At 36.5% G+C, this 26,586-nt stretch carries 31 protein-coding genes; 30 read left to right on the forward strand and 1 reads right to left on the reverse strand.

Translation table 11 applies throughout. The features are described from left to right. Positions 1 to 99: 99 nt before the first annotated feature. The 21 genes from KFZ56_RS10330 (at position 100) to KFZ56_RS10430 (ending at position 18,054) form a co-directional block, all read left to right on the forward strand. A complete protein-coding gene (locus tag KFZ56_RS10330; RefSeq protein WP_222641855.1) occupies positions 100 to 651 on the forward strand; it encodes an NUDIX hydrolase in 552 nt (183 codons plus the stop codon). A 165-nt stretch (positions 652 to 816) separates the two neighbouring features. Next, positions 817 to 1,740 (forward strand): LysM peptidoglycan-binding domain-containing protein, encoded by a 924-nt coding sequence (locus KFZ56_RS10335; RefSeq protein WP_222641856.1) that lies wholly within the window; start codon positions 817 to 819, stop codon positions 1,738 to 1,740. 318 nt (positions 1,741 to 2,058) lie between these two features. Then, positions 2,059 to 3,204: an endonuclease Q family protein gene (locus tag KFZ56_RS10340; RefSeq protein WP_255585330.1), complete on the forward strand. Its 1,146-nt coding sequence runs from the start codon at positions 2,059 to 2,061 to the stop codon at positions 3,202 to 3,204. 98 nt (positions 3,205 to 3,302) lie between these two features. Beyond that, positions 3,303 to 3,938 (forward strand): stage II sporulation protein M, encoded by a 636-nt coding sequence (gene spoIIM, locus KFZ56_RS10345; protein WP_222641858.1) that lies wholly within the window; start codon positions 3,303 to 3,305, stop codon positions 3,936 to 3,938. 112 nt (positions 3,939 to 4,050) lie between these two features. Then, entirely contained in the window at positions 4,051 to 4,506 is a 456-nt protein-coding gene (gene fur / locus KFZ56_RS10350; RefSeq protein WP_222641859.1) for a ferric iron uptake transcriptional regulator, read from the forward strand. 211 nt (positions 4,507 to 4,717) lie between these two features. Next, on the forward strand, positions 4,718 to 4,924 hold the full coding sequence (locus KFZ56_RS10355) for a YqzK family protein (RefSeq protein ID WP_222641860.1): 207 nt from the start codon (positions 4,718 to 4,720) through the stop codon (positions 4,922 to 4,924). 5 nt (positions 4,925 to 4,929) lie between these two features. Next, a complete protein-coding gene (gene xerD, locus KFZ56_RS10360) occupies positions 4,930 to 5,823 on the forward strand; it encodes a site-specific tyrosine recombinase XerD (RefSeq protein ID WP_222641861.1) in 894 nt (297 codons plus the stop codon). An 89-nt stretch (positions 5,824 to 5,912) separates the two neighbouring features. Next, a complete protein-coding gene (gene deoB / locus KFZ56_RS10365; RefSeq protein WP_222641862.1) occupies positions 5,913 to 7,088 on the forward strand; it encodes a phosphopentomutase in 1,176 nt (391 codons plus the stop codon). A 234-nt stretch (positions 7,089 to 7,322) separates the two neighbouring features. After that, positions 7,323 to 8,144 carry a purine-nucleoside phosphorylase gene (locus KFZ56_RS10370; protein ID WP_222641863.1) on the forward strand — a complete coding sequence of 274 codons (822 nt, stop codon included), beginning with the start codon at positions 7,323 to 7,325 and terminating at the stop codon, positions 8,142 to 8,144. A gap of 20 nt (positions 8,145 to 8,164) precedes the next feature. Next, entirely contained in the window at positions 8,165 to 9,469 is a 1,305-nt protein-coding gene (locus tag KFZ56_RS10375; RefSeq protein WP_222641864.1) for a pyrimidine-nucleoside phosphorylase, read from the forward strand. A gap of 106 nt (positions 9,470 to 9,575) precedes the next feature. Continuing rightward, positions 9,576 to 10,757: a D-alanyl-D-alanine carboxypeptidase family protein gene (locus tag KFZ56_RS10380; protein WP_222641865.1), complete on the forward strand. Its 1,182-nt coding sequence runs from the start codon at positions 9,576 to 9,578 to the stop codon at positions 10,755 to 10,757. A 108-nt stretch (positions 10,758 to 10,865) separates the two neighbouring features. Continuing rightward, positions 10,866 to 11,219 carry an anti-sigma F factor antagonist gene (spoIIAA, locus tag KFZ56_RS10385; RefSeq protein WP_222641866.1) on the forward strand — a complete coding sequence of 118 codons (354 nt, stop codon included), beginning with the start codon at positions 10,866 to 10,868 and terminating at the stop codon, positions 11,217 to 11,219. Continuing rightward, positions 11,216 to 11,656, forward strand: a complete 441-nt coding sequence (gene spoIIAB, locus KFZ56_RS10390) for an anti-sigma F factor (RefSeq protein ID WP_222641867.1) — start codon at positions 11,216 to 11,218, stop codon at positions 11,654 to 11,656. The genes spoIIAA and spoIIAB overlap by 4 nt, the downstream gene beginning before the upstream one ends. Positions 11,657 to 11,665: 9 nt before the next feature. After that, complete coding sequence (sigF, locus tag KFZ56_RS10395; RefSeq protein WP_222641868.1) at positions 11,666 to 12,421, forward strand: RNA polymerase sporulation sigma factor SigF; 756 nt, start codon at positions 11,666 to 11,668, stop codon at positions 12,419 to 12,421. A gap of 91 nt (positions 12,422 to 12,512) precedes the next feature. Next, positions 12,513 to 13,130: a stage V sporulation protein AA gene (locus KFZ56_RS10400; RefSeq protein ID WP_222641869.1), complete on the forward strand. Its 618-nt coding sequence runs from the start codon at positions 12,513 to 12,515 to the stop codon at positions 13,128 to 13,130. Continuing rightward, on the forward strand, positions 13,108 to 13,536 hold the full coding sequence (locus KFZ56_RS10405; RefSeq protein WP_222641870.1) for a stage V sporulation protein AB: 429 nt from the start codon (positions 13,108 to 13,110) through the stop codon (positions 13,534 to 13,536). The genes KFZ56_RS10400 and KFZ56_RS10405 overlap by 23 nt, the downstream gene beginning before the upstream one ends. 26 nt (positions 13,537 to 13,562) lie before the next feature. Continuing rightward, complete coding sequence (locus KFZ56_RS10410) at positions 13,563 to 15,044, forward strand: spore germination protein (RefSeq protein WP_222641871.1); 1,482 nt, start codon at positions 13,563 to 13,565, stop codon at positions 15,042 to 15,044. 77 nt (positions 15,045 to 15,121) lie between these two features. Continuing rightward, entirely contained in the window at positions 15,122 to 16,432 is a 1,311-nt protein-coding gene (lysA, locus tag KFZ56_RS10415) for a diaminopimelate decarboxylase (RefSeq protein ID WP_222641872.1), read from the forward strand. Between the two features lie 77 nt (positions 16,433 to 16,509). Then, a complete protein-coding gene (locus KFZ56_RS10420; RefSeq protein WP_222641873.1) occupies positions 16,510 to 16,947 on the forward strand; it encodes a peptidylprolyl isomerase in 438 nt (145 codons plus the stop codon). Positions 16,948 to 16,994: 47 nt separating this feature from the next. Next, positions 16,995 to 17,471, forward strand: coding sequence for a M50 family metallopeptidase (locus KFZ56_RS10425; protein ID WP_222641874.1), 477 nt, complete (start codon positions 16,995 to 16,997; stop codon positions 17,469 to 17,471). Between the two features lie 205 nt (positions 17,472 to 17,676). Further along, on the forward strand, positions 17,677 to 18,054 hold the full coding sequence (locus KFZ56_RS10430) for a GNAT family N-acetyltransferase (protein WP_222641875.1): 378 nt from the start codon (positions 17,677 to 17,679) through the stop codon (positions 18,052 to 18,054). A 302-nt stretch (positions 18,055 to 18,356) separates the two neighbouring features. Here KFZ56_RS10430 and KFZ56_RS10435 read toward each other — a convergent pair whose 3' ends face one another. Continuing rightward, positions 18,357 to 18,437, reverse strand: a complete 81-nt coding sequence (locus KFZ56_RS10435; RefSeq protein WP_222643965.1) for a YjcZ family sporulation protein — start codon at positions 18,435 to 18,437, stop codon at positions 18,357 to 18,359. Between the two features lie 146 nt (positions 18,438 to 18,583). On the opposite strand from KFZ56_RS10435, the gene KFZ56_RS10440 reads away from it, so the two are divergent. The 9 genes from KFZ56_RS10440 to resB all read left to right on the forward strand — a co-directional run bounded on the left by KFZ56_RS10440 (position 18,584) and on the right by resB (position 26,571). Next, positions 18,584 to 19,321, forward strand: a complete 738-nt coding sequence (locus tag KFZ56_RS10440; RefSeq protein WP_222641876.1) for a segregation/condensation protein A — start codon at positions 18,584 to 18,586, stop codon at positions 19,319 to 19,321. Between the two features lie 2 nt (positions 19,322 to 19,323). Then, positions 19,324 to 19,899, forward strand: a complete 576-nt coding sequence (scpB, locus tag KFZ56_RS10445; RefSeq protein WP_222641877.1) for an SMC-Scp complex subunit ScpB — start codon at positions 19,324 to 19,326, stop codon at positions 19,897 to 19,899. Positions 19,900 to 20,042: 143 nt separating this feature from the next. Continuing rightward, positions 20,043 to 20,924 (forward strand): superoxide dismutase, encoded by an 882-nt coding sequence (locus KFZ56_RS10450; protein ID WP_222641878.1) that lies wholly within the window; start codon positions 20,043 to 20,045, stop codon positions 20,922 to 20,924. A gap of 305 nt (positions 20,925 to 21,229) precedes the next feature. Next, a complete protein-coding gene (locus KFZ56_RS10455) occupies positions 21,230 to 22,333 on the forward strand; it encodes a D-alanyl-D-alanine carboxypeptidase family protein (protein WP_222641879.1) in 1,104 nt (367 codons plus the stop codon). Then, on the forward strand, positions 22,327 to 22,914 hold the full coding sequence (locus KFZ56_RS10460; RefSeq protein WP_222641880.1) for a nucleoside recognition domain-containing protein: 588 nt from the start codon (positions 22,327 to 22,329) through the stop codon (positions 22,912 to 22,914). The genes KFZ56_RS10455 and KFZ56_RS10460 overlap by 7 nt, the downstream gene beginning before the upstream one ends. Before the next feature lies 1 nt (position 22,915). Next, complete coding sequence (locus tag KFZ56_RS10465) at positions 22,916 to 23,446, forward strand: spore maturation protein (protein WP_222641881.1); 531 nt, start codon at positions 22,916 to 22,918, stop codon at positions 23,444 to 23,446. A gap of 77 nt (positions 23,447 to 23,523) precedes the next feature. Further along, positions 23,524 to 24,249: a pseudouridine synthase gene (locus KFZ56_RS10470; protein WP_222641882.1), complete on the forward strand. Its 726-nt coding sequence runs from the start codon at positions 23,524 to 23,526 to the stop codon at positions 24,247 to 24,249. A 64-nt stretch (positions 24,250 to 24,313) separates the two neighbouring features. Then, positions 24,314 to 24,889, forward strand: coding sequence for a thiol-disulfide oxidoreductase ResA (gene resA, locus KFZ56_RS10475; RefSeq protein ID WP_222641883.1), 576 nt, complete (start codon positions 24,314 to 24,316; stop codon positions 24,887 to 24,889). A 38-nt stretch (positions 24,890 to 24,927) separates the two neighbouring features. Continuing rightward, positions 24,928 to 26,571, forward strand: a complete 1,644-nt coding sequence (resB, locus tag KFZ56_RS10480) for a cytochrome c biogenesis protein ResB (protein WP_222641884.1) — start codon at positions 24,928 to 24,930, stop codon at positions 26,569 to 26,571. The last annotated feature ends 15 nt before the right edge of the window (positions 26,572 to 26,586 follow it).

Genomic DNA, 26,586 nt, shown 5'->3' on the forward strand with positions numbered 1-26,586 from the left:
TCTATTTCTGCTTATTTTATTGTACAATTAACTTGAGGTGGAATACTACTATTTTATGCTAAAATGGGAAGTAGCATAAAGAAAGGCAAGGCGATAATAGTGAAAAAAATGGAAGAAAAAACGATCAAAACGGACGAAATATATAATGGGAAAGTGGTTCAATTACAAGTCGATGATGTTACATTACCAAATGGGGAAAACGCAAAACGGGAAATTATTAAGCACCCAGGAGCAGTGGCGGTGATTGCACTTACAAAAGATAATAAAATTGTTTTTGTAGAGCAGTACCGTAAACCATTGGAAAAGTCACTCATTGAAATTCCAGCAGGTAAATTGGAAGAAGGAGAAGACCCGGAAGTAACGGCAGTTCGTGAATTAGAAGAAGAAACGGGCTATACTACCAATGAATTATCCTTTGTTACCTCTTTTTATACCTCACCTGGATTTGCAAATGAACTCATGTACATCTATATAACCGATCAACTCCAAATCGTAGAAGAGACAGTTAACGGCGATGATGATGAATTTGTTGAACTAGTGGAGCTAACATTAGATGAAGCAAAAGAATACGTAGAAGCAGAACGTATACATGATGCAAAAACGAACTATGCAATTCTTTACTTACATGCTCTGAAAAGAAGTATGGCATAAAACCTCCTTATACATTTTATGCATAAGATAAATGAAATAGAACCAATTAATGCGAATATATTTTAATTGTAACCTTTGACATGTACGCTTAAACAAGCTGTAAACGCAGAAGGGTCCCTCCTATGGTACGATGACCTTGTCAATAATTATAAGGGGGACTACATAATGAAGAAGTTAGTAGCCATATTAGCAGGGTTGATTATTGCGGGTATATCTGCCATGAGTGTATCAGCAGCAGATTATAAAGTGGAAAAGGGAGATACACTTTGGGATATAGCAAATGAAAATAATACAAATGTAGAAACATTAATGGATATAAATGGATTAAGCAGTTCTGTGATTTATCCGAAACAGGAATTAAAACTGAAGGAAAAACAGCGTGAATATTATGTTGTGCAAAAAGGAGATACACTTTTTGAAATCAGCCGTGAACATAAGATACCTATAGATGACCTTAAAACATGGAATAATCTATCTTCCGATCTGATTATTACTGGACAGAAATTAGCCGTAAATGAAGTAAGTGCCAGAGAACAAGCGCCATCCGATGCTTCTGAACAAACAGCTGATAGTGAAGCAGGCACAACTGAAAAGAATACACAACAAGCGGAAGGAACCCTTGAATCAGAAGAAGCAGAAAATAATACAGAGCAAGCGGAAGAAAATCCGGAATCAGAAGAAGCGGAAAATAACACAGAGCAAGCAGAAGAAAATTCGGAATCAGGGGAAGGGGAAGATAATACAGATCAAGTCGAAGCCAATTCTGAACCAGAAGAAGAAACAGAACAACAACCGAGCGGCCAAACAATGTCAGTTGAAGCTACAGCATATACCTCAAGCTGCAATGGTTGTTCCGGCGTTACTGCTACTGGAAGAGACTTGAATGAGGATCCTCATGCGAAAGTGATTGCCGTTGATCCAAATGTGATTCCACTTGGAACAGAAGTTTATGTAGAAGGCTATGGCCATGCAGTTGCATCCGATACCGGCGGAAGCATTAAAGGACATAAAATAGACGTGCATGTACCAACGACAAATGAGGCAACTAGCTGGGGAAGGAAAACGGTTAATATTACCATTCTGGAGTGAATGATTGCAAGCCAGGAACGTATCTTACGAGGTACATTCCTGGCTTTATTTCTATGTATAAAGCTTTGTTTTGTGATATAGTTTAATGGATGTTCTGTTTACTTTAAACTGGGTTTATGTACTTTTATATAAACCAATGGTGGCAACTAAACGTGGGAAAATGAACTACAACTTTTATGTTGTAGCATTTTTATTTCTATATATGAAAGAGCTAAATTGAGGTGAAAGATGTTGAATAAAAACACGATAAAGCAGGAAGCAAAAGAAGTTATAGAAGAAAATAAAAATATAGTAACGAACAAAACTTATTTTGCAGATATGCATATTCACATAGGACGAGACATGTACGATAACCCTGTAAAAATAACCGGAGCAAAGCGTTTAACATTGACGAATATTCTAAAAGAATCCAGTCGCAATAAGGGAATCGATATGATTGGTGTGATTGATAGCCAAGCTCCGGCTGTCCAGCAGGAGATAAAAAGGCTGATTGAAGCAGGAGAAGCATACGAGTTGGCAGATGGCGGTATACGTTTTGAAAAAGTTACCCTACTATTAGGATCAGAAATTGAGGTCTATGACGAATATTGCAAAGGGCCTATTCATGTGCTGTGTTACTTTCCAACCCTAGATAAAATGGAATATTTTTCTGAATGGTTAACAACAAAAATGAAAAATATTACCCTTAGTTCTCAGAGATATTATGGAACGGCCAAAGCATTGCAGTATAAAGTAAAAGAATTAGAAGGGATCTTTATTCCCGCTCATGTGTTTACTCCTTTTAAAAGTTTATATGGCAAGGGTGTGCAAAGCTCGTTGCATGAAATATTTGATCCGGATCTTATTGATGGAATCGAACTTGGATTAAGTTCAGACACGCAAATGGCCGACCAAATAAACGAACTGCATGACTACACATTTGTTTCTAATTCTGATGCACATTCATTAGCTAAAATAGCACGTGAATATCAGGAAATAAATATGAAAGAGCCTTCGTTTAAAGAATTCTATTGGTCATTACATCACGTGAACGATAGAGGGATAAGAAGAAATTTCGGTATGAATCCTCAATTAGGAAAATATCATACCACTGTCTGCAGCAACTGTTTAGAACCGTTGACTCCAGAATCTACGGTGTGCAGGAATTGCGGTTCTAAGAAAATAATAAAAGGGGTATTTGATCGAATTCAGGAATTGAAAAACACGACTGGAAGGTTAGAGAAAAGACCCCTGTACTTATATCAAGTCCCATTAGAATATTTGCCATCACTAGGACAGAAAACGTTTGAGAAGTTACTGAATCACTTTGACACAGAAATGAACGTTATTCATTACGCAACATTCGAGGAATTACAAAAGGTCGTTCCAAAAAAACTAGCAGATTCCATTATCCAATTGCGAGAAGGTAAATTGACTATAAAAGCAGGTGGGGGAGGAAAATATGGCAGCATAAGATCATCGTAATATATATAGTATAAAAATAAAAAATAGTAATTTGGTATTTTTGTACGGCTTTCTTCATAGTTTTAATGATAGATACATCATTCGAATGGGGGATTCCGATGTACAAAAATAAGACACTAATCATGAATCACGTAAAAGAGCATGCAACGATCTATCTTTTTATGATTATTTTATTTTTAACAGGGGTCATTTTTGGGGCAATTATTGTTAACAGCATGAATTTTGTCCAGAAGCAAGATTTATTTTTTTATTTAGAGCGCTTTTTTAATCAAATTACAGATAACCAGCAGGTTGAAAACTTGGAAATACTAAAAGTGAGTTTTGCCTACCACGCTAAGTATTTATTACTTTTATTTCTTTTGGGGCTTTCTGTTATTGGTCTTCCATTAGTATGGATCTTGTTGTTTATAAAAGGAGTGGTCGTCGGATTTTCTGTAGGTTTCATCGTTAATCAACTTGGTACAAAGGGGCTTATTTTGGCTGCTTTGTCCATTGCACCACAAAATATTCTTATTATACCAGTATATATTATTGCCGGCAGTTTATCGATGATATTTTCATTGACTTTATTAAGTAAGCTGTTTACCCGGAAAATTTCACAACCTGTTTTCCAGCCGTTTGGTAGATATGTTATTATTTTTTCCATATTACTGGCGATTTCTTTCATTTCCGCTATGTTAGAGGCTTATGTTGCCAATGGAGCGATGGAATCACTGATTGAATCATTTTACTAATAGTTAAACTTAGATTATAATTATTATTAATACAAAGTAATATAAAATATTTTGACACAGGTTTCTTTGGTGCATATAATAAAAGATGGGATATGAGGGAGGTTAACTTGTCATGGAACATCGAATTGAGGGAATAAAAAAACAGCTCCATGCACAGAGCTATAAGCTTACTCCGCAACGAGAGGCAATTGTTCGTATATTGTTAGAAAGAGAAGAAGATCATCTAAGTGCAGAAGAAATTTATTTGCTTGTAAAAGAAATTGCCCCTGAAATTGGTTTAGCCACTGTTTACCGCACACTCGATTTACTTTCGGAACTAAAAATTGTTGATAAAATTAATTTTGGTGATGGAGTCTCTTCCTATGACCTTCGTAAAGAAGGTGCCAAACACTTTCATCATCACCTTGTTTGTACAGAATGTGGTTCTGTTGAAGAAATTATTGATGATCTATTAGAAGATGTTGAACAAATTGTTCAAAATGATTGGGGCTTTCAAGTACAAGATCACCGTCTAACATTTCATGGTATTTGCAAACAATGTCAGGAAGTAACGGTTAAAGCAACATAATACGTATATGAATTTGCCTTTTCCACGAGGATAAAGGCATTTACTTTATAATAATATCATTTAGTGATTTACAAATGGATGGAAAAAGGGTACATTTGATTGGAGAAGTTTTTTCTGTACTCTACTTTATTTCAACTTGTATGTATAATCTTATTCTTTTATGGCATATCTTTTAATAGGGTTTGAATTTTTAAAAGAAGGGACATGCCATATGAGACGTATCGTTTGGGACACATGCAAAGTTTTTGTGCTATTTATTGTTTGTACATTATTATTTTACTTTGGTTTACGTACCATGCATGCGGAATATCAAGATTATCACAGATACGATCCACCAGAAGGCCCTGCTGTAAAAGTATTTAATGAAGATCAGAGTTTTATCGATCGATTGAATTTATTTTTTCGATTAGGAGAGTAAGGGATATGCTGAAATATGCTTTTGAGGATTTTTTTCACTTTCTCCGGGTAGAAAGAGGTTTATCTGATAATACGCTGGAGTCCTATGAGCGTGATTTGACAAATTATAAGCATTATATGGAGCATGTCATATTAAAAACGGAATGGGACGCTGTGAATCGAAGCGACATCAGTAATTTTTTGTATATGTTAAAAGACAGTGGAAAATCCTCTGCGACGATTTCACGTCACATTGCATCTATCCGATCATTCCATCAGTTTTTAATACGTGAGCAACTTGTAAATCAGGATGTTAGTTTACATATTGAAACACCTAAAAAAGCGAGAAAACTACCGGATACTTTATCTGAAAAGGATGTTGAATCATTACTGATGATCAGCGGAAATTCGCCTTTGAAAATTCGAAATAAAGCAATGCTGGAATTACTTTATGCTACGGGCTTACGTGTAAGCGAATTAATAACATTAAAAATTGGTGATCTCCATCTTACAATGGGGTTTGTCCAGTGTATTGGAAAAGGTGGTAAAGAGAGAATTGTTCCACTTGGAAATGTTGCCAAAAGAGCTGTAGAGGATTATCTAAATCGTGCAAGAGGACGCTTAGTAAAACGACAGGTCGATGACAATGTTTTATTTGTCAATCAGCATGGTAGGGCCTTATCTCGGCAAGGATTCTGGAAAATACTTAAAACGGCTGCGAAAGAGGCAGGTATAACCCAGAAAATTACTCCACATACATTGCGGCATTCTTTTGCCACACATTTGTTGGAAAATGGTGCGGATTTACGTATCGTGCAAGAAATGCTGGGACATGTAGATATATCTACGACACAAATTTATACACACGTGACAAAAGCTAGATTAACAGATATATATAAGACGTATCATCCAAGAGCATAATTTTATTTATAGAGGTCTGACATCATACAACTTAATTGTTGACATAGATCAAAGATAAATTGGGAATATAATTATAGGAGGTAATATAAATGCAAAAATTTAAGCGCGTTTTTTTAATTGTAATGGATTCTGTTGGAATTGGAGAAGCCCCCGATGCAGAAAAATTTAACGACAAAGGTGCAGACACATTAGGACATATTGCCAAACATATGAATGGGTTGCATATGCCAAACATGGGTGAATTAGGGCTTAGTAATATTAGAGAAATACAAGGAATTGAGAAAGCGGATTCTCCAAAAGCGCATTTTACGAAAATGCAGGAATCCTCAAATGGGAAGGATACAATGACAGGTCACTGGGAAATCATGGGTCTGAACATACAACAGCCATTTCGTACATTTCCTGATGGTTTTCCAACTGCTTTAATAAATGAGTTAGAAGAAAAAACAGGTAGAAAGATCATTGGAAATAAACCGGCTTCTGGTACAGCGATTTTAGATGAACTTGGAAAAGAACAGATGGAAACTGGTTCAATAATCGTTTATACCTCTGCTGATTCTGTACTTCAAATCGCTGCACATGAAGAAATTGTTCCACTTAAAGAGCTGTATCAAATTTGTGAAATTGCACGCGAGCTCACATTGGATGAGAAATATATGGTAGGTCGTGTCATTGCTCGTCCCTTTGTAGGTGAACCAGGGTCTTTTCAACGTACGTCAAACCGGCATGACTACGCTTTAAAACCATTTGGTCGGACTGTAATGAATGAGCTTAAAGATGCAGAGCATGATGTGATTGCTTTAGGAAAAATCAATGATATATACGATGGTGAAGGTGTAACGGAAGCTATCCGTACAACGGACAATGAAGATGGAATGACAAAACTGGTTGAATCCATGCGTAAAGAGTTTACGGGTATTAGTTTTTTAAACTTAGTTGATTTTGATGCAAAATATGGGCATAGACGTGACCCTGAAGGTTACGGAAAAGCGCTGGAAGCATATGATGCAAGGCTTCCGGAAGTGTTGGATAAACTTAGAGAAGACGATTTGTTAATCATTACTGCAGATCATGGGAATGATCCTATTCATCATGGAACCGACCATACACGTGAATATGTACCATTGATTATTTATCATTCAGCTATCACAGAAGGCAAGGAATTGCCATTAAGAGAAACTTTCGCAGATATTGGTGCAACCATAGCAGACAACTTTAAGGTCAGCATGCCTAAAAACGGGGAAAGTTTTTTAGACACCATTTAACAAGACATATATAACGTTTATTTGCAACACGACGAGCACGAAGAGGGTTCATCAGCTGCCCTAAAGCGCGTGAAATGTGGTTTCGTATGCTACGCTCAACCAACATTCGCAAAAATAATTTCCACTACGCTGCAGTTTATATCTTTTGTACTAAAAACAGGGTTTATAAAATGGTGGTTTTATTTTATAAGGCAATCGCTACATGTAACATTATTATAAAGGGGAGGAACTATCATGGATCAAAGCGCTATTAAGGAAGCAAGTAAATATATAGAGGAAAAATTATCCGAGCAACCAACGATTGGCTTAATTTTAGGATCCGGACTTGGTGTATTGGGAGAAGAAATTGAAAAACCGGTAACAATTCCATACAATGATATTCCTCATTTTCCTGTATCAACTGTAGCCGGACATAAGGGGCAGCTTGTTATTGGATCATTGGAAGGAAAACAAGTAATAGCAATGCAGGGAAGGTTCCATTACTATGAAGGCTATTCCATGAAACAGGTAACATTTCCGGTTCGCGTTATGAAACAACTAGGAATTGATTCCATTATCGTAACCAATGCAGCTGGTGGAATAAATATTGGATTTAACCCTGGTGATTTAATGCTAATAACAGATCATATTAATAATATGGGAAGCAATCCTCTAATCGGTAAGAATAATAGCGAATTAGGCGATCGCTTTCCTGATATGTCACAAGTATATGATAAAACATATATACAACACGCAGAAACAGTTGCAGATGAACTTAGTATTGATGTAAAAAAGGGCGTATATGTTGGTAATACAGGGCCGACCTATGAAACACCAGCAGAAATTAAGATGCTTCGAACACTTGGTGGAGACGCAGTAGGCATGTCTACAGTACCGGAAGTTACTGCTGCTAAACATGCAGGCTTACGAATACTTGGCATATCCTGTATTTCCAATATGGCAGCAGGCATATTGGATCAACCGCTAACCCATGCTGAAGTAATGGAAACCACTGAAAAAGTCAGACAGGATTTTTTACGATTTGTTAAAAACATAATTAGCAAATTACCAAATTAAATCGAGAAAGGTGGGGTATAATGAGGGTATATGATGTTATTGAAAAAAAGCGAGATGGAAAAGCCCTAACACAAGAAGAAATACAATTTTTTATTGATGGGTATACAAATGGTGAAATTCCGGATTATCAAGCGAGTGCTCTATTAATGGCCATTTATTTTCAAGATATGACCAAAGAGGAACGTGCTAATTTAACAACAGCCATGGTTAAATCCGGAGATCAAATTGACCTTTCTGCCATCTCCGGTATAAAAGTGGATAAACATTCCACTGGAGGAGTTGGAGATACAACAACATTAATCCTGGCTCCTATGGTAGCCTCATTGGGCGTAGCAATCGCTAAAATGAGTGGGCGTGGACTTGGGCACACAGGTGGCACGATTGATAAGCTTGAAGCAGTGCCAGGATTTCATACAGAAATAACAAATAACGAATTTATTGATCTTGTAAATAAAAATAAAGTCGCAGTTGTTGGTCAATCCGGTAATTTAACACCTGCTGATAAAAAAATATACGGGTTACGTGATGTAACAGCTACTGTAAATTCGATCCCATTAATCGCCAGTTCCATAATGAGTAAAAAAATCGCATCAGGTGCGGATGCGATTGTATTAGATGTGAAAACTGGAGCAGGTGCTTTTATGAAAGATATTAGCGAGGCAAAGGAGCTTGCTAGTGCCATGGTTTCTATCGGAAATCAGGTGGGAAGAAGCACGATGGCGGTTATCTCCGATATGAGTCAACCACTTGGAAATGCAATCGGAAATGCCCTAGAAGTAAAAGAGGCTATTGAGACATTGCGGGGACAAGGACCTGAGGATTTAACTGAATTATGTCTGACGCTAGGCAGTCAGATGGTTGTATTAGCTAATAAAGCAAATAGCATTGAAGAAGCAAGGGCGCGTTTAAAAGAAAACCTTATGAATGGAAAAGCGTTTGAACAATTTAAAATTTTCCTTGCTTCACAAGGTGGAGAAGTAAACGTAGCTGATTCCCCTGAGTTATTAGCGCAAGCTACTCATAAAATTGAATTGCCTTCCAAACAATCAGGAACAGTCGCAAACATTATTGCAGATGATGTTGGTACAGCTGCAATGATGCTTGGCGCAGGAAGAGCTACAAAAGATTCAGAAATCGATTTAGCTGTAGGTATCGTTCTTCATAAGAAAGTCGGTGATGATGTAAAAGAAGGCGAGTCTCTACTAACGATACACGCGAACCGACAAGATGTGGAAGATGTGAAAGAAAAACTATATGCCAGTATTGTTGTCTCAAATACAGCAGTTCAAGCACCGAAGCTAATACATGATACGATAACAAAATAACTAGGTGAAAAAGCACACATTTTAGTGTGCTTTTTTCCTGTATAGCGGTATAAAAAATACCAATGATGGCAATCCTAAAATTATATAAATTGCTGGAGGTATAACGATGAAAAAGTATGCTTTAATTGTCGGTATTATATTTTTGATGGTGTTTACTACAAGTTTTCCCATTTTTGCTGAAGAGGAAAGTGATGAAAACACTGACGATACAAACCTTGCATCAAATTCAAAATCGGCTATATTGATCGAACGTGATACAGGGAAATTACTTTTTGATAAAAATGCACATGAACAGCTTCCACCAGCCAGTATGACTAAAGTCATGACACTTCTATTAATTATGGAAGCACTGGATCAAGAGGACTTAGCGTATGATGAGATCGTGCGAGTAAGTGAACGAGCAGCTTCTATGGGAGGATCACAGATATTTCTTGAAGCCGGTGAGGAAATGTCTGTCGAAGAGCTACTAAAAGGAGTAGCTGTCGCATCCGGAAATGACGCTAGTGTAGCTTTGGCAGAAAGAATTGCAGGCAGTGAAGATGCTTTTGTCAAGCAGATGAATGAAAAAGTAAAAGAATTAGGCTTGGAAAATACGCATTTTCAAAACACGACCGGATTACCAGCTGATGACCATTACAGTACAGCCTATGATATGTCTATAATAGCAAAGGAGCTATTAAAATACGAAACGATAACAGATTATACATCTATTTATGAGGATTATTTAAGAGAAGGAGCAGATAATGAGTTCTGGCTAGTTAACACGAACAAATTGGTTCGTTCCTACTCTGGGGTTGATGGATTAAAAACTGGGTTCACGAACGATGCAAAATATTGTTTAACTGCGACTGCCAAAAAAGATGATATGCGTGTAGTTGCAGTAGTACTAGGAGCAGAAACACCAAAAGATCGAAATGCGGATGTTTCTCAAATGCTTGATTATGCTTTTAATCAATTTGACACCAAAAAGTTATTTGAGAAAGATCAAACGATTACAAACATGGAATTACTAAAAGCAGAAAATAAAGATATAAATATTGTAGCATCTCAATCCATTAGTACCATTCATCCAAGGGGAGAATCGACAGAGAACCTGACGACAGCCGTAGATATTAATGAAACAATTGACCTGCCACTTAAAAAAGGAGATCCGGTAGGAACTTTAACCGTAGAAAATGAAGGTGAAATCCTATCTGAAACCCCTTTAGTTGTAGATAGAGATATTGAAAAGGCCTCTTATTTTACATTTTTAAAAAGGTCTCTGCAGGAAATAGCGAAATCACAATGAATGACTTCTAATTTCGTCGATTATCTTCTACTTTTGTCGCAAGGCAGGAATTGACCCATTCCATCAAGAAAAAATAGTGTGACATGGATTTTTGAAGGAGGAAGTTAAATGAGTCTACGTTCACTATTTGATATTAAACAAGATGTATTAATCGTAAGGCTATCCGGTGAGTTAGACCATCACGAAGCAGAAGCACTACGGGATAAATGGAAAAACATGATGCAATCGAATGATGTAAAACATGTAATATTAAACTTAGAGTCCATGACATTTATGGACTCCTCCGGGCTGGGAGTAGTACTGGGGAGATATAAGGAAGTTCTGCAGGTTGGAGGAGAAATGGTCGTTTGCTCCGTCTCACCACCTGTTAAACGATTATTCGAAATGTCAGGTTTATTTAAAATTGTTCGTTTAGAGGAGAACGAAGCATTTGCTTTAGAAACGTTGGGGGTGGCATCATGAAAAATGAAATGTTTTTGGAATTTTCCAGTGTTAGTCAAAATGAGTCATTTGCAAGAGTAACTGTAGGTGCATTTATCACCCAGTTAGATCCAACAATGGAAGAGTTAACAGAAATTAAAACCGTCGTTTCTGAAGCGGTAACGAATTCCATTATTCACGGATATAACAACGAAGCACATCATACCATTTCTATTTCCTGTCAGTTATTGGAAGGAGAAATCGAACTAACGATAAAAGATAATGGAATTGGAATTGGTAATGTTAATGAAGCCTTGCAGCCCTTATATACATCTAAACCTGAACTGGAAAGATCCGGAATGGGATTTACCATCATTGAAAACTTTATGGATACTGTAGAGGTTATATCACATCCTGGAGAAGGAACTACCGTAAATATGACAAAGCAATTAATGAATAGTAAAACGGTTAGTAAGTAGGTTCTGCCTATGGATGTGAATGTTAAAAACAATAGCCATAGTGAGGCATTAACGGATGAACAGGTGAAAGATTATATTTTTAGGAGTCAGCAAGGGGACAAAGAGGCAAGAAACGTACTGGTAGAAAAAAATGTACGTCTTGTATGGTCTGTTGTGCAACGGTTTATTAATAGAGGATATGACCCTGACGATCTATTTCAAATCGGGTGTATTGGGTTAATTAAATCCATTGATAAATTTGATCTGTCTTATGATGTTCGTTTTTCCACATATGCTGTTCCAATGATCATTGGAGAAATTCAGCGCTTTATTAGGGATGACGGCAGTGTGAAAGTGAGTCGTTCTTTAAAAGAAGTTGGTAATAAAATCCGTAAAAAGAAGGATGAATTAACAAAAAGCTATGGAAGGTCACCAACTGTAAATGAAATTGCTGATGCGCTTGAAATTTCAGCAGAAGAAGTGGTACATGCACAAGAAGCGTCTAAGTCACCACATTCCATTCATGAAACTGTCTTTGAAAATGATGGAGACCCAATCACCTTATTAGATCAGATAGCTGATCAGGATACAAACTGGTTTGATAAGCTATCGTTGCAGGAAGCGATCAGGGGGTTAAATGAACGAGAACGGTTAATTGTGTACTTGCGTTATTATAAAGATCAGACACAGACAGAAGTAGCAGATAGACTTGGCATATCACAAGTTCAAGTTTCCCGTTTAGAAAAAAAAATCTTACAGGATATGAAAATAAATATGGATTTATAAAAAATCATCACAGCCTGTGGTGATTTTTTTTGATAAAAATTGTACTTCCGGCAAATACTATTTTTAACGACATACAAAGGATGATGGCAACATGGCTGAAATCGTTTATTTACGTTTAAAAAAAAGTATAGAATTATCCATTATGCAACAGGTTCAGCTGAAAGATATTGCATATATATCCACTTCTTCGTCAAAGAAACGTAAATTAGAAAATACACCGATTTATCGGATTACGAAAAAAGACAAAAACATTGTAATTATTGACAGCTTTATCATTATAGATCATTTAAACAACGTATACGATGATTTGGAATTTCAGCTTATAGGCCCAACACAAACGATTATTCGCATCAATAAAAGTAAGAAAAGCCCTTCTATCGTAATTGTATCTTGCGTCTGGCTTCTTTTATTTATAGGTTCCGCCATGACGATTATGAATTTTCATTATGACGTCAGTATGCAAGAAGTTCAACAAAGACTGCATTATTTACTTACGGGGGAGAATAATGAATTTCCACTATGGATACAAATACCTTATTCTTTTGGATTGGGGATAGGAATGTTGTTATTTTTTAATCACTGGTTTAATAAACGATTTAATGAAGAGCCAAGCCCACTTGAAGTAGAGATATACAACTACCAGCAAGACCTTGATAATTATGTTAATCATTATGAAAATAAACTAAATGATACAAAACCTCCTACTTAATTGCATTCAAATTATTATTGGGTTTGCTGGAGGACTTGCTGTTGGGGGAGGGTTTGTTGCCTTCTTAACTGTTCTTGGAATCATTCCGAGATTAATTCAATTAACGAAAACCGAAAAAATAGTAAATGTTTATGCGACATGTGTAATTCTGGGTACATTATTTGGAACCTATCTGTCTTTTACTAATCTGACCTGGAATCAACCAATTGCATTATTAGTACTCTGGGGAATATTTCATGGAGTATTTAATGGAATGCTTGCGGCAGCTTTAACAGAAGTTTTAAATGTTTTTCCGATTATATCCAAAAGAATTAGGATGGAGAAATATATGCTATGGTTACTCATGGCTTTTGTCTTTGGTAAAATTGCCGGATCATTGTTTCAATGGATGTATTTCGTTACGTAATGCCTTTCTAAGAATGGAGGATGTACATGAACAAAACAAATAATACAAGTCCCATTTCTGCTAAATTACGTGATAATGAAGCATATATGAAAGAGCGAGTTGGATTTGATGTTTCATTCGATCTTGGTTTTCGAGAAATCAGCGTGTTAAAAAATAACATACAAATGTATTATGTAAATGGGTTAGTTGATGATGTTATTGTACAGCAGATAATGGAGACATTGGTCGAAGTTAATGATTTTGAGAGCAATAGGAAGAAGATTCCTGAAATTATAAAAAATCGTCTCGTACACCATCAAGTCGAGAAGGTTAAAAACATGGATGAAGTGGTAGATGAAGTACTATCTGGATTGATTTGTGTATTCATTGACGGAGCAAATTATGCCTTTATCATTGACGTTCGACACTATCCTGGAAGAACGCCGGAAGAACCTGATACAGAAAGGGTCATTAGAGGTTCCAGGGATGGTTATACCGAAAACATAATAGAGAATGCAGGCCTGACAAGAAGAAGAATACGTGACGAGCGACTTCGTATGGAAATGTTAAAGGTAGGGGAACGTTCGAAAACCGATGTGTGCATTAGCTATTTGCAAGATGTGGCAGATGATGATTTCATTAAAACAGTAAAAGAAAAAATTAATGCCATTGAGATTGATGGCATTTCGATGGCAGATAAACCGTTAGAAGAGTTTATCATGGAGCGAAAAACATCTCCATTCCCTTTAGTGAGATATACAGAAAGACCGGATGTTGCAGCAAATCACATATTGGAAGGACATGCACATATTATCGTTGATACCTCTCCTAGTACCATTATTCTTCCTACTACTTATTTTGACCATTTGCAACATGCTGAGGAATTTCGACAAGCCCCTGCTATTGGAACCTTTGTCAGGATGGTACGATTTTTAGCTGTATTTGCTTCGATGTATCTTTTACCAATATGGTTGTTATTTAGCCTTGAACCAACCTTGCTTCCTCAAGGACTGGAGTTTATAGGACCAACAGATGAAGGAAATGTTCCTATAACGGTACAAATAGTTCTGGGGCTTCTGGGAATGCAATTTCTTCGTCTAGCCGCCATTCATACTCCTACTGCTATTGCTACTTCTATGGGACTGATTGCCGCGGTATTGATTGGAGAAATTGCGATTGATGTAGGGCTGTTTACTTCTGAAGTGATTTTATATGTGTCTATCAGTGCTGTAGGTTCTTATGTGACACCAAGCTATGAATTAAGCATAGCCAACCAAATTGTCAATGTTGCTTTAGTTATACTAACCGGGCTCTTTGGTTTAATTGGCTTTATGATTGGACTTGTCATACATGTATTACTTTTAGTACGCCTAAGATCATTGAAAACACCCTATTTATGGCCATTTATTCCATTTAATGCAGAGGCCATGTTACGTGTTTTAATTCGTATTCCAGTTCCATATTCAAATAAAAGACCGAGTATCGTTCATCCAAAAAATAATTACAGACAACCTATAAAAAAGAGCTAATTAATGGTTAGCTCTTTTATTTTTTTATGTAATATGATAAAGTTTTTTTAACTTTAATGAAACAATGGAGGAAAATGATGATAATAGATAATCACCCATTCCAAACAAATCAGGATGGACATCTTCAGATAGGTGGTGTTGACACCATTGAACTGGCAGAAAAATACGGGACCCCGTTATATGTTTACGATGTTTCCATAATCAGAGACAATTGCAGAGCGTTTGTCAATACATTTCGTGACTTAAATGTAGAAGCAAAAGTGGCTTACGGAAGCAAAGCTTTTTCTTCCATCGCGATGCTTGAAGTCATAAAAGAGGAAGGACTATGTTTGGATGTCGTTTCTGAAGGTGAATTATATACGGCCCTACAGGCTGATTTTCCAACAGAAAGAATACATTTACACGGGAATAATAAAAGTTTAAGCGAGTTAGAGATGGCAATCACTCATAATATCGGTTGTATTGTGGTTGATAATTTTCTTGAAATAGAATTGATTAGTAGCATATTGAAAAAACACAATAAACAAGTAGATGTATTGATGCGAGTGACACCTGGAGTTGAATCAGAAACACATCAATATATTATGACAGGAAATGAAGATTCAAAGTTTGGTTTCAACTTAAAAAATGGACAGGCAGAAGAAGCGTTTCACGTTTTATATGGCCATGAATCCATTCATTTTAAAGGATTACATTGTCATATTGGTTCACAGATTTTCGAAACAGAACGTTTTTTGATGGCGACGAATGTTTTATTTGAAAATATTAAAAAGTGGAATGCAGCTGTGGATTATGTGCCGGAGGTTTTAAATCTCGGTGGAGGTTTCGGAATCCGTTATACCGAAAAAGATTCACCTATACCATTAAATAGCTATGTGGAAGATCTTGTAAAGACCGTTCAAAGTCATTCAGAAGATTTAGGTATTTCTATGCCGGAAATATGGATTGAACCAGGGCGGGCAATTGCAGGAGAAGCAGGCATAACGTTGTATACCGTTGGTGCAATGAAACAGATACCTAACGTCCGCCACTATATTTCTGTTGACGGTGGCATGACGGATAATTTGCGCCCCGCTTTATATGGAGCAGAATATGAAGCAGTAGTGGCAAATAAAGTTAATCACCCCGCCGATAATACAGTTTCTATTGCCGGAAAGTGTTGCGAATCTGGTGATATGCTCATTTGGGATTTGCTTGTACCTGATATAAATGATGGAGATATATTAGCAGTATTTTCAACAGGGGCATATGGGTACTCCATGGCTAATCACTATAATCGTATTCCAAAAGCCGCTGTTGTATTCGTGGAAAATGGTATAGACAAACTCGTTGTTCGACGTGAAACGTATGCGGATGTTGTCAAAAATGACTTATCCTATTATGACTGATTATCTTAAATATTTTCTTTTAAGTAAATGAATGGTAAAATGAATTAGGTTTATACATTATTAAAGGGGTTGTAAGTATGGATAAAAAAGGATACATTATAATGGAAAATGGTAATAAAATTGAATTTGAGCTTTACCCAAATGAAGCACCTAATACAGTTGCTAATTTTGAAAAACTGGCAAATAGTAATTTTTACGATGGGTTAACATTTCATAGAGTAATAGACGGTTTCGTTAGTCAGGGTGGATGCCCCAATGGAAATGGAACTGGTAATGCGGGTTATACGATTAAATGTGAAACAGAAGGCAATCCGCATAAACACGTAGAGGGATCGTTATCAATGGCTCATGCGGGGAAGGATACCGGAAGTTCCCAATTCTTTATCGTTCATGAGCCCCAACCGCATCTAAACGGTGTTCATACTGTATTTGGACAAGTCACATCAGGTATTGAATATGCGAAGGCCATGAAAAATGGTGATGTAATGAAAGAGATGAAGGTTTTTTCAGAATAATTAGTAGTAGCTGGTGATTTATTGGCATCTTCTGAGGAAGTTTTTTTATGGATATTTACGTATTACTCTATCTTGTATTTATAGTGGCACCACTTAGCAGCCTATTACATGAAGCTGGACATGCAGCTGCAGCTCGAACAGTAGGTGCGGATCAGATAACATTGTCAATTGGTCTGGGAAAAAGAATTAACACAGTTATCTTTGCCAACGTTCATATCACTTTTCATGCTATTTTCTTTTTAGGAGGCTTAGCGAAGAGTGAAAGAGTAATTCCGTATAAATCATGGGAAATTATATGGATTACCATAGTCGGTCCATGCACGAATGCTTTTTTTGCCTTTCTTTTTTATATATTGTATGGTATGTACCCGAATGATTATCTGCAATTACTTTTTTTATTTAATATGTGGCTTGCTTTTGTTAACATTATTCCATTCAAAATCAAAGAGAAATGTTCAGATGGGTATTTAATCCTTCAAACCATTTCGAGAAAAGACACACCTTTCAAATTTAAACATAAATAATAGTATGATTTTAACTGATCGTGTTAATGCTGTTTTAGAGAATGGTTGATTAGGATATGATTGGATAAATACGTGTATTCATGCGAAAATATATATACAAAAGTAAAAAATTATTGTATAACAAAGGTAATGATTAAAAATAGGTATTGTGTATGTTTGAAGGATATGACGTTATGATCCGTTATTTTGTTAATGAGGGGTATCTATGTTAATTCGTTATAAAAAAAATATGGAAAAGATTGCAATGGGTTTACTATCGTTTATGCCAGAAGAAAAAAAAGATGTAAAAAAATTGCAGCAAACAATTAAGGAATATGAAACAAATCCGGATTGGCATCTTTTTTTGTGGAAAGAGGAGGAAGATGTATTAGGTGCGGTTGGGTTAAGAATTGAAGATGAAATAAATGCTGTTATCCAACACGTTTCCGTGAATCCATCACATCGCAATATTGGAATTGGTAAGAAGATGATTAATGAGGTGCACCGACTTTATCAATCTAAATACGCTGTATCTGCTAATGATGAAATACAGCATTTTCACAATAAATGTGAAGTATCCAATAAACAGGACGAACATGACTAAAAAAAGCCAGCTCCTTCATTCAAAGGAGGCTGGCTTTTTTAAAAGATAAAAACTATAAAATTTGGATGGTACTAATTCTTATCAGGGATCCTACATCTAGCTCCATACGTCAAACTATAGAGACAACACGAGCGTAACCTTCGAAAAAGAAGACTTACTGATTGTGGAGCTACGGGCGCAGACAGAAGTAAAGTTCGTTTGCGCCGTTCCAGTTTTCTACGTTTTGAATTGGATCCCTGTGTTTTTGTTCATATAAACATTTGAGGTATTACAGTGAAACTAGGACACAATTGATTAGATCGTTACATCCATGCAGCACCAACGATAATGAGAAGAATGAACAGTACTACAATTAATGCGAAACCTCCGCCGTAATTACCCATAACAAAATCCTCCTTTTTCTTCTTTACATAAATGTTTTGTGGTAACATTTATCTTACGTTAATAACTTATGATAGAAACAATCATTCTGTATAGGCATTTATGCCAACACTTGCAATTTTCATTTTTAAAGAAGGGAAGCTTATCTATGAATCAAGCTTATCATGTAAAACTAGATGCATTTGAAGGACCGCTTGATTTATTATTACATTTAATTAATCAATATGAGATAGATATATATGATATTCCAATGGCTCAAATTACAGATCAATATATGCATTATATTCACACGTTTCAGCGTTTGGAATTAAATATAGCCAGCGAATATCTTGTAATGGCTTCAACACTTGTCGCCATTAAAAGTCAAATGTTATTACCACAAATGGAGACAATTGACGATTCGGAGGAATATATACAGGATCCAAGAGAAGAATTAATCGAGCGTTTAATGGAGTATAGAAAATATAAAGAAGCTGCAGGAAATTTAAAAGAAAAAGAACTGGAGGCACGACACACTTTCACGAGACCAGCTCATGTTTTTGACAATGTGGACACCAGAGAACTTCCGATGGTAAAAGGAGACGTTTCTGTGTATGATATGCTTGATGCCTTTGAAAAAGTCATGGAACGAAAGAAATGGAATGAACCATTGGACACCAAAATAAAGCAGGCGGAAATTACCATTGAGCAAAAGATGGAAGAAGTACTCCTCCTTGTAAAACAAGCAAAACAAGGAGTAAGATTTGATCAATTATTTTCATATAAGTCGCGAACTCATATCGTCGTTACCTTTATGGCTTTACTGGAATTGATGAAAAAAAATAACGTATATTGTAAGCAAACACAACATTTGGAAGCAATACATGTATTTTATGTGGAGGACTAAACGTGAAAGCAACTAAATTAAAAGCAATAGTAGAAGGTTTATTATTTGTTAGCGGTGATGAAGGAATTACGGTAAAACAATTAGCTAAAATACTGGAAATTACGCAAGCATCCGTTGAAGATATACTGGATGAATTAAAATACGATTACGAACATACCGAACGCGGAATCATGATCATGCAATCCAATCACATTTTTTACCTTACTACTATACCTGAGCATAGCAGTTATCATAAAAAGTTATTGGAAACACCACAGACAACGAAAATGTCTCAAGCCGCTCTTGAGACACTTGCTATTATTGCCTATCGACAACCTATAACTCGGACAGAGATTGAAGAAATCAGAGGAATAAAGAGTGACAGGCCTGTACAAACACTTCTTTCTAGGCTATTAATCGAAGAAGTCGGACGCAGGGACAGTATAGGGAAACCAGTATTATTTGGCACAAGTAAAGAATTTTTAACTTACTTTGGGTTAACCTCCCTGGACGAATTGCCTTCCCTACCAGAAAATGCAGATACAGAAGATATAGAACAAGAAGCGGATTTGTTTTTTGAACGATTTGAAGGTGAATGAAAATCCCAGTATTGATTAATCAATACTGGGATTGTTTAATGGAAATATCTTTTTTGATCTCTGTCAATACGATTTTTGCTAGAAAGAGCCTTTCGCATGCACAAACATATTTCAGGTGGCATAGGCTACCGCGGGGTGATTATATGGATAGTAATACACAAACGTATTTACAAAAGCTTATAGAATGGGGAGATCATACCAAAGCTACTTTAAATAATGTTCATGCTAAATCAACAGAAGGAACAAATTGGAACGAACAAATAGAAAATTGGCAGGTAGAAATAGATCGTAAATTGAACAGAAATACGGAAGTTTCAAATGAGGAACTTGAATTATTACAAGAGGAAGGGGAACGAATCGCTTTTGCAATAAATAATAAAGAAAGAAAGGAACATGAATCATCATCCATACCTTATGGCAAGCGTAAGTTACCACCTTTGCCTTATAAGTATGATGCACTTGAACCATATATTAGTGAAGAAATCATGCGCTTGCATCATGATAAGCACCACAAATCTTATGTTGATGGTTTAAATAAGGCAGAAAAGGAGTTATATACGAAAGGAGGGAATGATGATATTATCAAACATTGGTTGAGGGAACAAGCTTTTCACGGCTCTGGCCACCATTTGCATACCATTTTTTGGAATAACATGACACCGAATTCAAGTAGAAAGCCTTCTGGTGAAATTCAAAGACGTATCGAGGAAGACTTTGGATCATTTGATAAATTTAAGGAGTTATTTTCAGATGTAGCAGCTTCTGTTGAAGGTGTTGGTTGGGCGGTATTACTATGGGAGCCAAGAAGCGGGAGGCTTGCGGTGCAATCACTGGAAAAACACCAGTTATTCCAACTAGCCGATTCTATCCCATTACTGGTGCTAGATATGTGGGAGCATGCATATTATCTGCAGTACAAAACAGATAAAGAAACGTATATCAAAAATTGGTGGAATGTTGTGAATTGGGAGGATGTAAATCATCGATTTGTAGAAGCGCGAAAAGTAAAATGGCATTTGTATTAATAGCCTAATATAACAGTTGTTCTCCTGCAGGACTTTTTATTACCTCATCGCTATGATATGGGAGTAGAAGTAAATAGGAAATTATATAAAGAATGGCAAACATAACAGCATAAAAAGCATGAGCCAATAACCCTTTCGATGGCGGTTTGGTTCAAAAATCATGTTTGCAGAGATTACATGTCAAATTGACTTGCTTTTATATTATTTCTTTACGCTTCATCGTAAATGACAAAGCGCCTTTTTATTCATATCACTATATATCCTGCATAAAATAATTATACCAATCCTGTGGGAGGAAACCTACGATGCGAATTTTTTTATGTAGTATATTGATTTTACTATTTACGTTAATACATCCAATAAGTGGACAGGCTGCACCGAAAGTCTCCGCAAATAATGCTATATTAATAGAACAATCAACCGGTAGGGTTTTATTTGAGAAAAATGCAAATGAAGAGCAGTTGGTTGCAAGTATAACAAAGTTAATGACTGCCATTATTGCAGTAGAGTCTGGCAAAATGCATGAAGAAACCATAGCAAGCAGAAAAGCAATTAATACAGAAGGATCCGCTATTTATTTAGAACAAGGAGAAAAAATGTCCATAGAAGACCTCGTTTACGGGTTAATCCTGCGTTCGGGAAATGATGCAGCAGTTACGATAAGCGAGCATATTGGTGGCAGCATGGATGGATTCGTTTATTTAATGAATGAAAAAGCAAGATGGTTAGGGATGACAAATTCCAGTTTTGAAAATCCGCACGGGTTGGATTCGGACAACCATTATTCTACAGCGTATGACATGGCCATACTCATGAAATATGCCATGGATAATGACCAATTTAGAGAGATAATCGGGACAAAAACGTATAAATCTGATAAGAGAACATATCCTTGGCAAAATAAAAATAAATTGTTAACTCAATTATATGAAAATAGCACTGGCGGTAAAACAGGATACACAAAAACCGCTGGAAGGACACTCGTATCTTCGGCACACAAGAATGGGATGGATCTTATTGTTGTAACGATTAATGCCCCAGATGACTGGCAGGATCATATCAATTTGTTTGAATGGGGATTTGAAAACTATGATATGAAATCAATCGCCAAAGAGGGTCGGGAGAAATACCACCACAAAGGATCGGATAATGAAATCATTGGCTACTTACATCAAGATGTTCTTTTCCCATTAACGGAAGGAGAAATGGAGGATATTAATAAGCAAACATATTTACGAAATGACAATCATGCAGAAGATGTAATCGGGAAAACGATGTTTCACCTGGGTGGGGAGCAAATAGCAGAAACAACAATTTTTAATAATCCGTGGGACATGCAAGAAAAAGGCTTTTTCTCTAATGTGATATCGACGTATAAGAAAATTAGTGGGTTGGATGAGATATGGTAAATATTATATGGGCATGTATGGCTATAATCGGAATTCTATATGCTATATTCAATGGAACAATGGATCAAGTTAATGAAGCTATATTCGAAAGTGCAAATGAAGCAGTTACGCTGTCTATCGGTTTAATCAGTGTATTGGTGTTTTGGCTGGGTATTATGAAAGTAGCAGAACAAGCAGGGATTTTACGTATGCTAAGCAAATTATTCAGACCATTGATTCGTAGACTCTTTCCCGAGATACCGAAAGATCATCCTGCAATGGGGTATATATTATCCAATATAACAGCAAACATTTTTGGCTTAGGTAATGCGGCAACGCCGATGGGAATAAAGGCAATGGAACAAATGAAGCAATTAAATGGTGATCGTGATACTGCATCACGTTCGATGATCACCTTTTTAGCATTAAACACATCGGGCTTAACCATCATTCCAACTACGGTTATTGCGATTCGCATGCAGTATAACTCATTATCTCCAACGGAAATTGTAGGAACTACGATTATAACTACGGCTATATCTTCTGTTAGTGCTATTTTAATTGACCGTTTTTTCTATTATAAGCGTATTTGGAGGAAATAGAATGGGGATTATTACTTCTGTTAGTATATGGCTTATACCATGTTTCATACTACTAGTACTTGTTGTTGCAACATGGAAACGGATACCTGCATATGAGATGTTTGTGGAAGGAGGGAAGGAAGGTGTCAAAATGGCATTTACATTACTTCCTTTTTTAGTAGGCATGATCGTTTCCATTTCAATATTGAGAAGTTCAGGAGCGTTGGAAGCTTTTATTAATCTCATTTCACCGTTTTTAATAGCTGTTGGTATCCCGCCCGATATCATCCCGCTTGCATTAGTAAGACCTATCTCAGGTAATGCTGCACTTGGAATGACAACGGAATTAATTGATAGTCATGGCCCTGATTCATTTATCGGCAGATTAGCATCAACCATGCAAGGGAGTACCGATACGACCTTGTATATTTTAACTGTATATTTCGGTGCAATTGGTATTAAAAAAATGAGATATGCACTAAAGGTTGGACTACTGGCCGATTTAATTGGTATACTTGCATCTATCATTGTTGTTACTATTGTATTTGGATAATACGTTTGAGTAGCGTTAACCTATAGTTAGCGCTATTATTATGTAAGGAAAAAATAAAATAAAATTTGGTGGTATATATGTCAAACACAGAAGAAAGATTACAAAAAGTGATCGCACAAAGTGGTATTACGTCAAGAAGAAAAGCAGAGCAGCTCATTATGGAGGGGAAGGTAAAGGTTAATGAGCAAGTTATCATAGAATTAGGTACGAAAGTTTCACCAAGTGATAAGATTGAAGTAAATGGTGTACCCTTAGAAAAGGAAGCTCCTGTATACTATATGTTATATAAACCTCGTGGGGTTATTTCAAGCGTTAAGGATGATAAAGGAAGAAAAGTGGTTACAGATCTACTAGAAGGAGTCACGGAACGTATCTTTCCAATTGGAAGACTAGATTATGAAACATCCGGAATTTTATTATTAACAAATGATGGCGAATTTGCTAATCTGTTAATGCACCCGAAATATGAAGTGGAAAAGGTATATGTGGCTAAAATAAAAGGAATACCAAATAAAATGGAATTAGGACAACTTCGAAAAGGGATTACAGACGAAAAAGACACCTTGAAGGCTAACCACTATAACGTTTTATCAACCGATAAGAAAAAGAACACCATGATCCTGGAAATCACCTTGCATGAAGGGCAAAATAAACAGATCAGACGAATGATGGATCGTCTTGGGTATCCGGTAATGAAGTTAAAGCGGGAAAAATACGGAATGTTAACCTTAGATGGTCTTACACCTGGTAACTATAGGGCCTTAACACCGAAAGAAATTAAACAAATGAAATACGGCAAATAAAATTGTTAAATAATCGACAAATTTATCATTGCACACACATGCTATAATGAGCGGGGTGGTCTAAGTGAGTTTAAACCAAGTCAAGAAAAAGAAAAAAGGCAAAAAAAGAAATCGGTTAATATTTAGATCGGCTGTTCTTGCAATTTTATTGATAGCAGTAATTTTTGCATTGGTTAATAACTTCCAGCAAGATAATACCATCTACAGTGCGGGGGATAAGGCACCTGATTTCCAGCTACAGCAAATTAGCGATAATAATGAACTGGAATCAATCCAACTAAGTGATCTGGAAGGAAAAGGTGTTATGCTTAATTTTTGGGGTACCTGGTGTGAACCTTGTGAGGATGAAATGCCATATATGGAGGAATTATACCCCGAATATAAAGATAAAGGGGTTGAAATCGTTGCAGTAAGTTTAGATGCAACAACATTAGTTGTTGACCGATTTATTGATAAACATGATCTTACTTTTCCAATTCCACATGATACGAATGGGGAAGTAATGGATTTATACAAAGTGGGACCTATTCCAAGCACTTTTTTCATTAATCCGGATGGAGAAATTGAGGAAGTAGTAAATGGTGCCTTAACACTGGATAAGCTAGAGGGGCATCTGCAGGATATTCAACCTGAATTATAAGCGTAAACACGCAGTAATAGTCATTGTGAGGGATTTGAATGAAAGAAATAAAATGTGAGTGCGGGCATGTTAATCCGGAGGGAACGGTTCTCTGTGAGGCTTGTGGAAAACCGATAGAAGGAAATCAGCATATTGATGGAAACGAAGGAAAAAAACTCTTAAATATGCGCTATGATGGAAGTGCGCGTAGATCACAAACTTACAATAAATCGATCATTGATAAAATTTGGAGCTTTTTCTCCTCGGTAAAAGTTGGTGTGTGGTTGATTGTTATCACATTACTGGCTTCTGCCGTTGGTTCTATCTTGCCACAGGAAATGTATATACCTGAAGATGCACCAACTCGAGATCCGGAAATCTTTTATGAAGATAGGTATGGTCTGTTCGGTCTCATCTTTTATCAATTGGGCTTCCATAATTTGTACAGCTCATGGTGGTACATCATACTGATAGCACTCATTGGTGTTTCCCTGGTTATTTGTAGTCTTGACCGGTTTGTTCCGCTGTATAAAGCATTGAAAAATCAAAAAGCGAAGCGACATGAAACGTTTTTAAATCGACAGCGTTTGTATAGTGAAACAGAAACAGTGACCGATGAGGAGATCCAGCAGGTAAAGGAGAATTTAAAGAAACAGCGTTATCATGTGAGGGATGAAAATGGACATATCCTCGCTGAAAAAGGCAGATTTTCCAGATGGGGCCCATATGTCAATCATATTGGATTGATTATCATCTTACTTGCGGCGATATTGCGTTCTACCTCCGTTTTATATATGGATGAATACATATGGATAAGAGAAGGGGAAGAAGCCGTTATTCCTGGTACGGAGGGAGAGTACTATATCGAAAATGAGGAATTCATTTTCGAAACACATGATGAAAATGATGAACGGTTCAGTGAAGCCATCGAGCAAGAGGGTGGCATGGTAGCAAGTAATTATCAAACCAATGTTGTTATTTCCGAAGCAGCGGAAGGATCTGTTCCCGGAGCAGATCCTGAACTTGAGCCAATAATCGAAGATGAAATTCGACTGAATCACCCTGTTAAATTTGATGGATATACATTATATCAAGCGGGATACCAGTTAAATGAATTTACCAGTATGTCGTTTAACATTCATGAAACAGATGATGAAAATGAAGAGGCTCTAGACACATTTACCATTGATTTAACATCTCCGGAAATGGCATATGATTTAGAAAACGGGTTTCATGTAGAGATAGGCCAATATTATCCGGATTATTATTTGGACGATAATGGAGAACCAGCTTCCGAAACCAATTATCCAAGAAATCCGGCATTTGTCTTATACGTTACCCCACCTGATAGCGATAATACAGAGGTGAGCTTTTTAGGAATCGGTAGAAATATTGATGCCACCGGAGAAAACCAATATAACGTAAGTATCCAAGACTTTGATATGCATGATGTAAGTGGAATAACCGTTCGTCGTGATTATACATTACCATTTTTCGGCTTAGGTGCAGCCATTTTCATGATCGGGGTCATTCAGGGAATGTACTGGTACCATAGAAGAATTTGGATTCATCCAAAAGGCGATGGTCTATTATTGGCTGCTCATACGAATAAAAACTGGTTTGGTATACAAAAAGATATCGAAAAGGCAATTGAAGATACGAACATTAACATGGTAGATGATCAGAAGGAATTAGATGAATAGGATAAGGAGGGCGAC

Source organism: Virgibacillus sp. NKC19-3 (assembly GCF_019837165.1).
Lineage (GTDB): Bacteria > Bacillota > Bacilli > Bacillales > Amphibacillaceae > Virgibacillus_L > Virgibacillus_L saliphilus.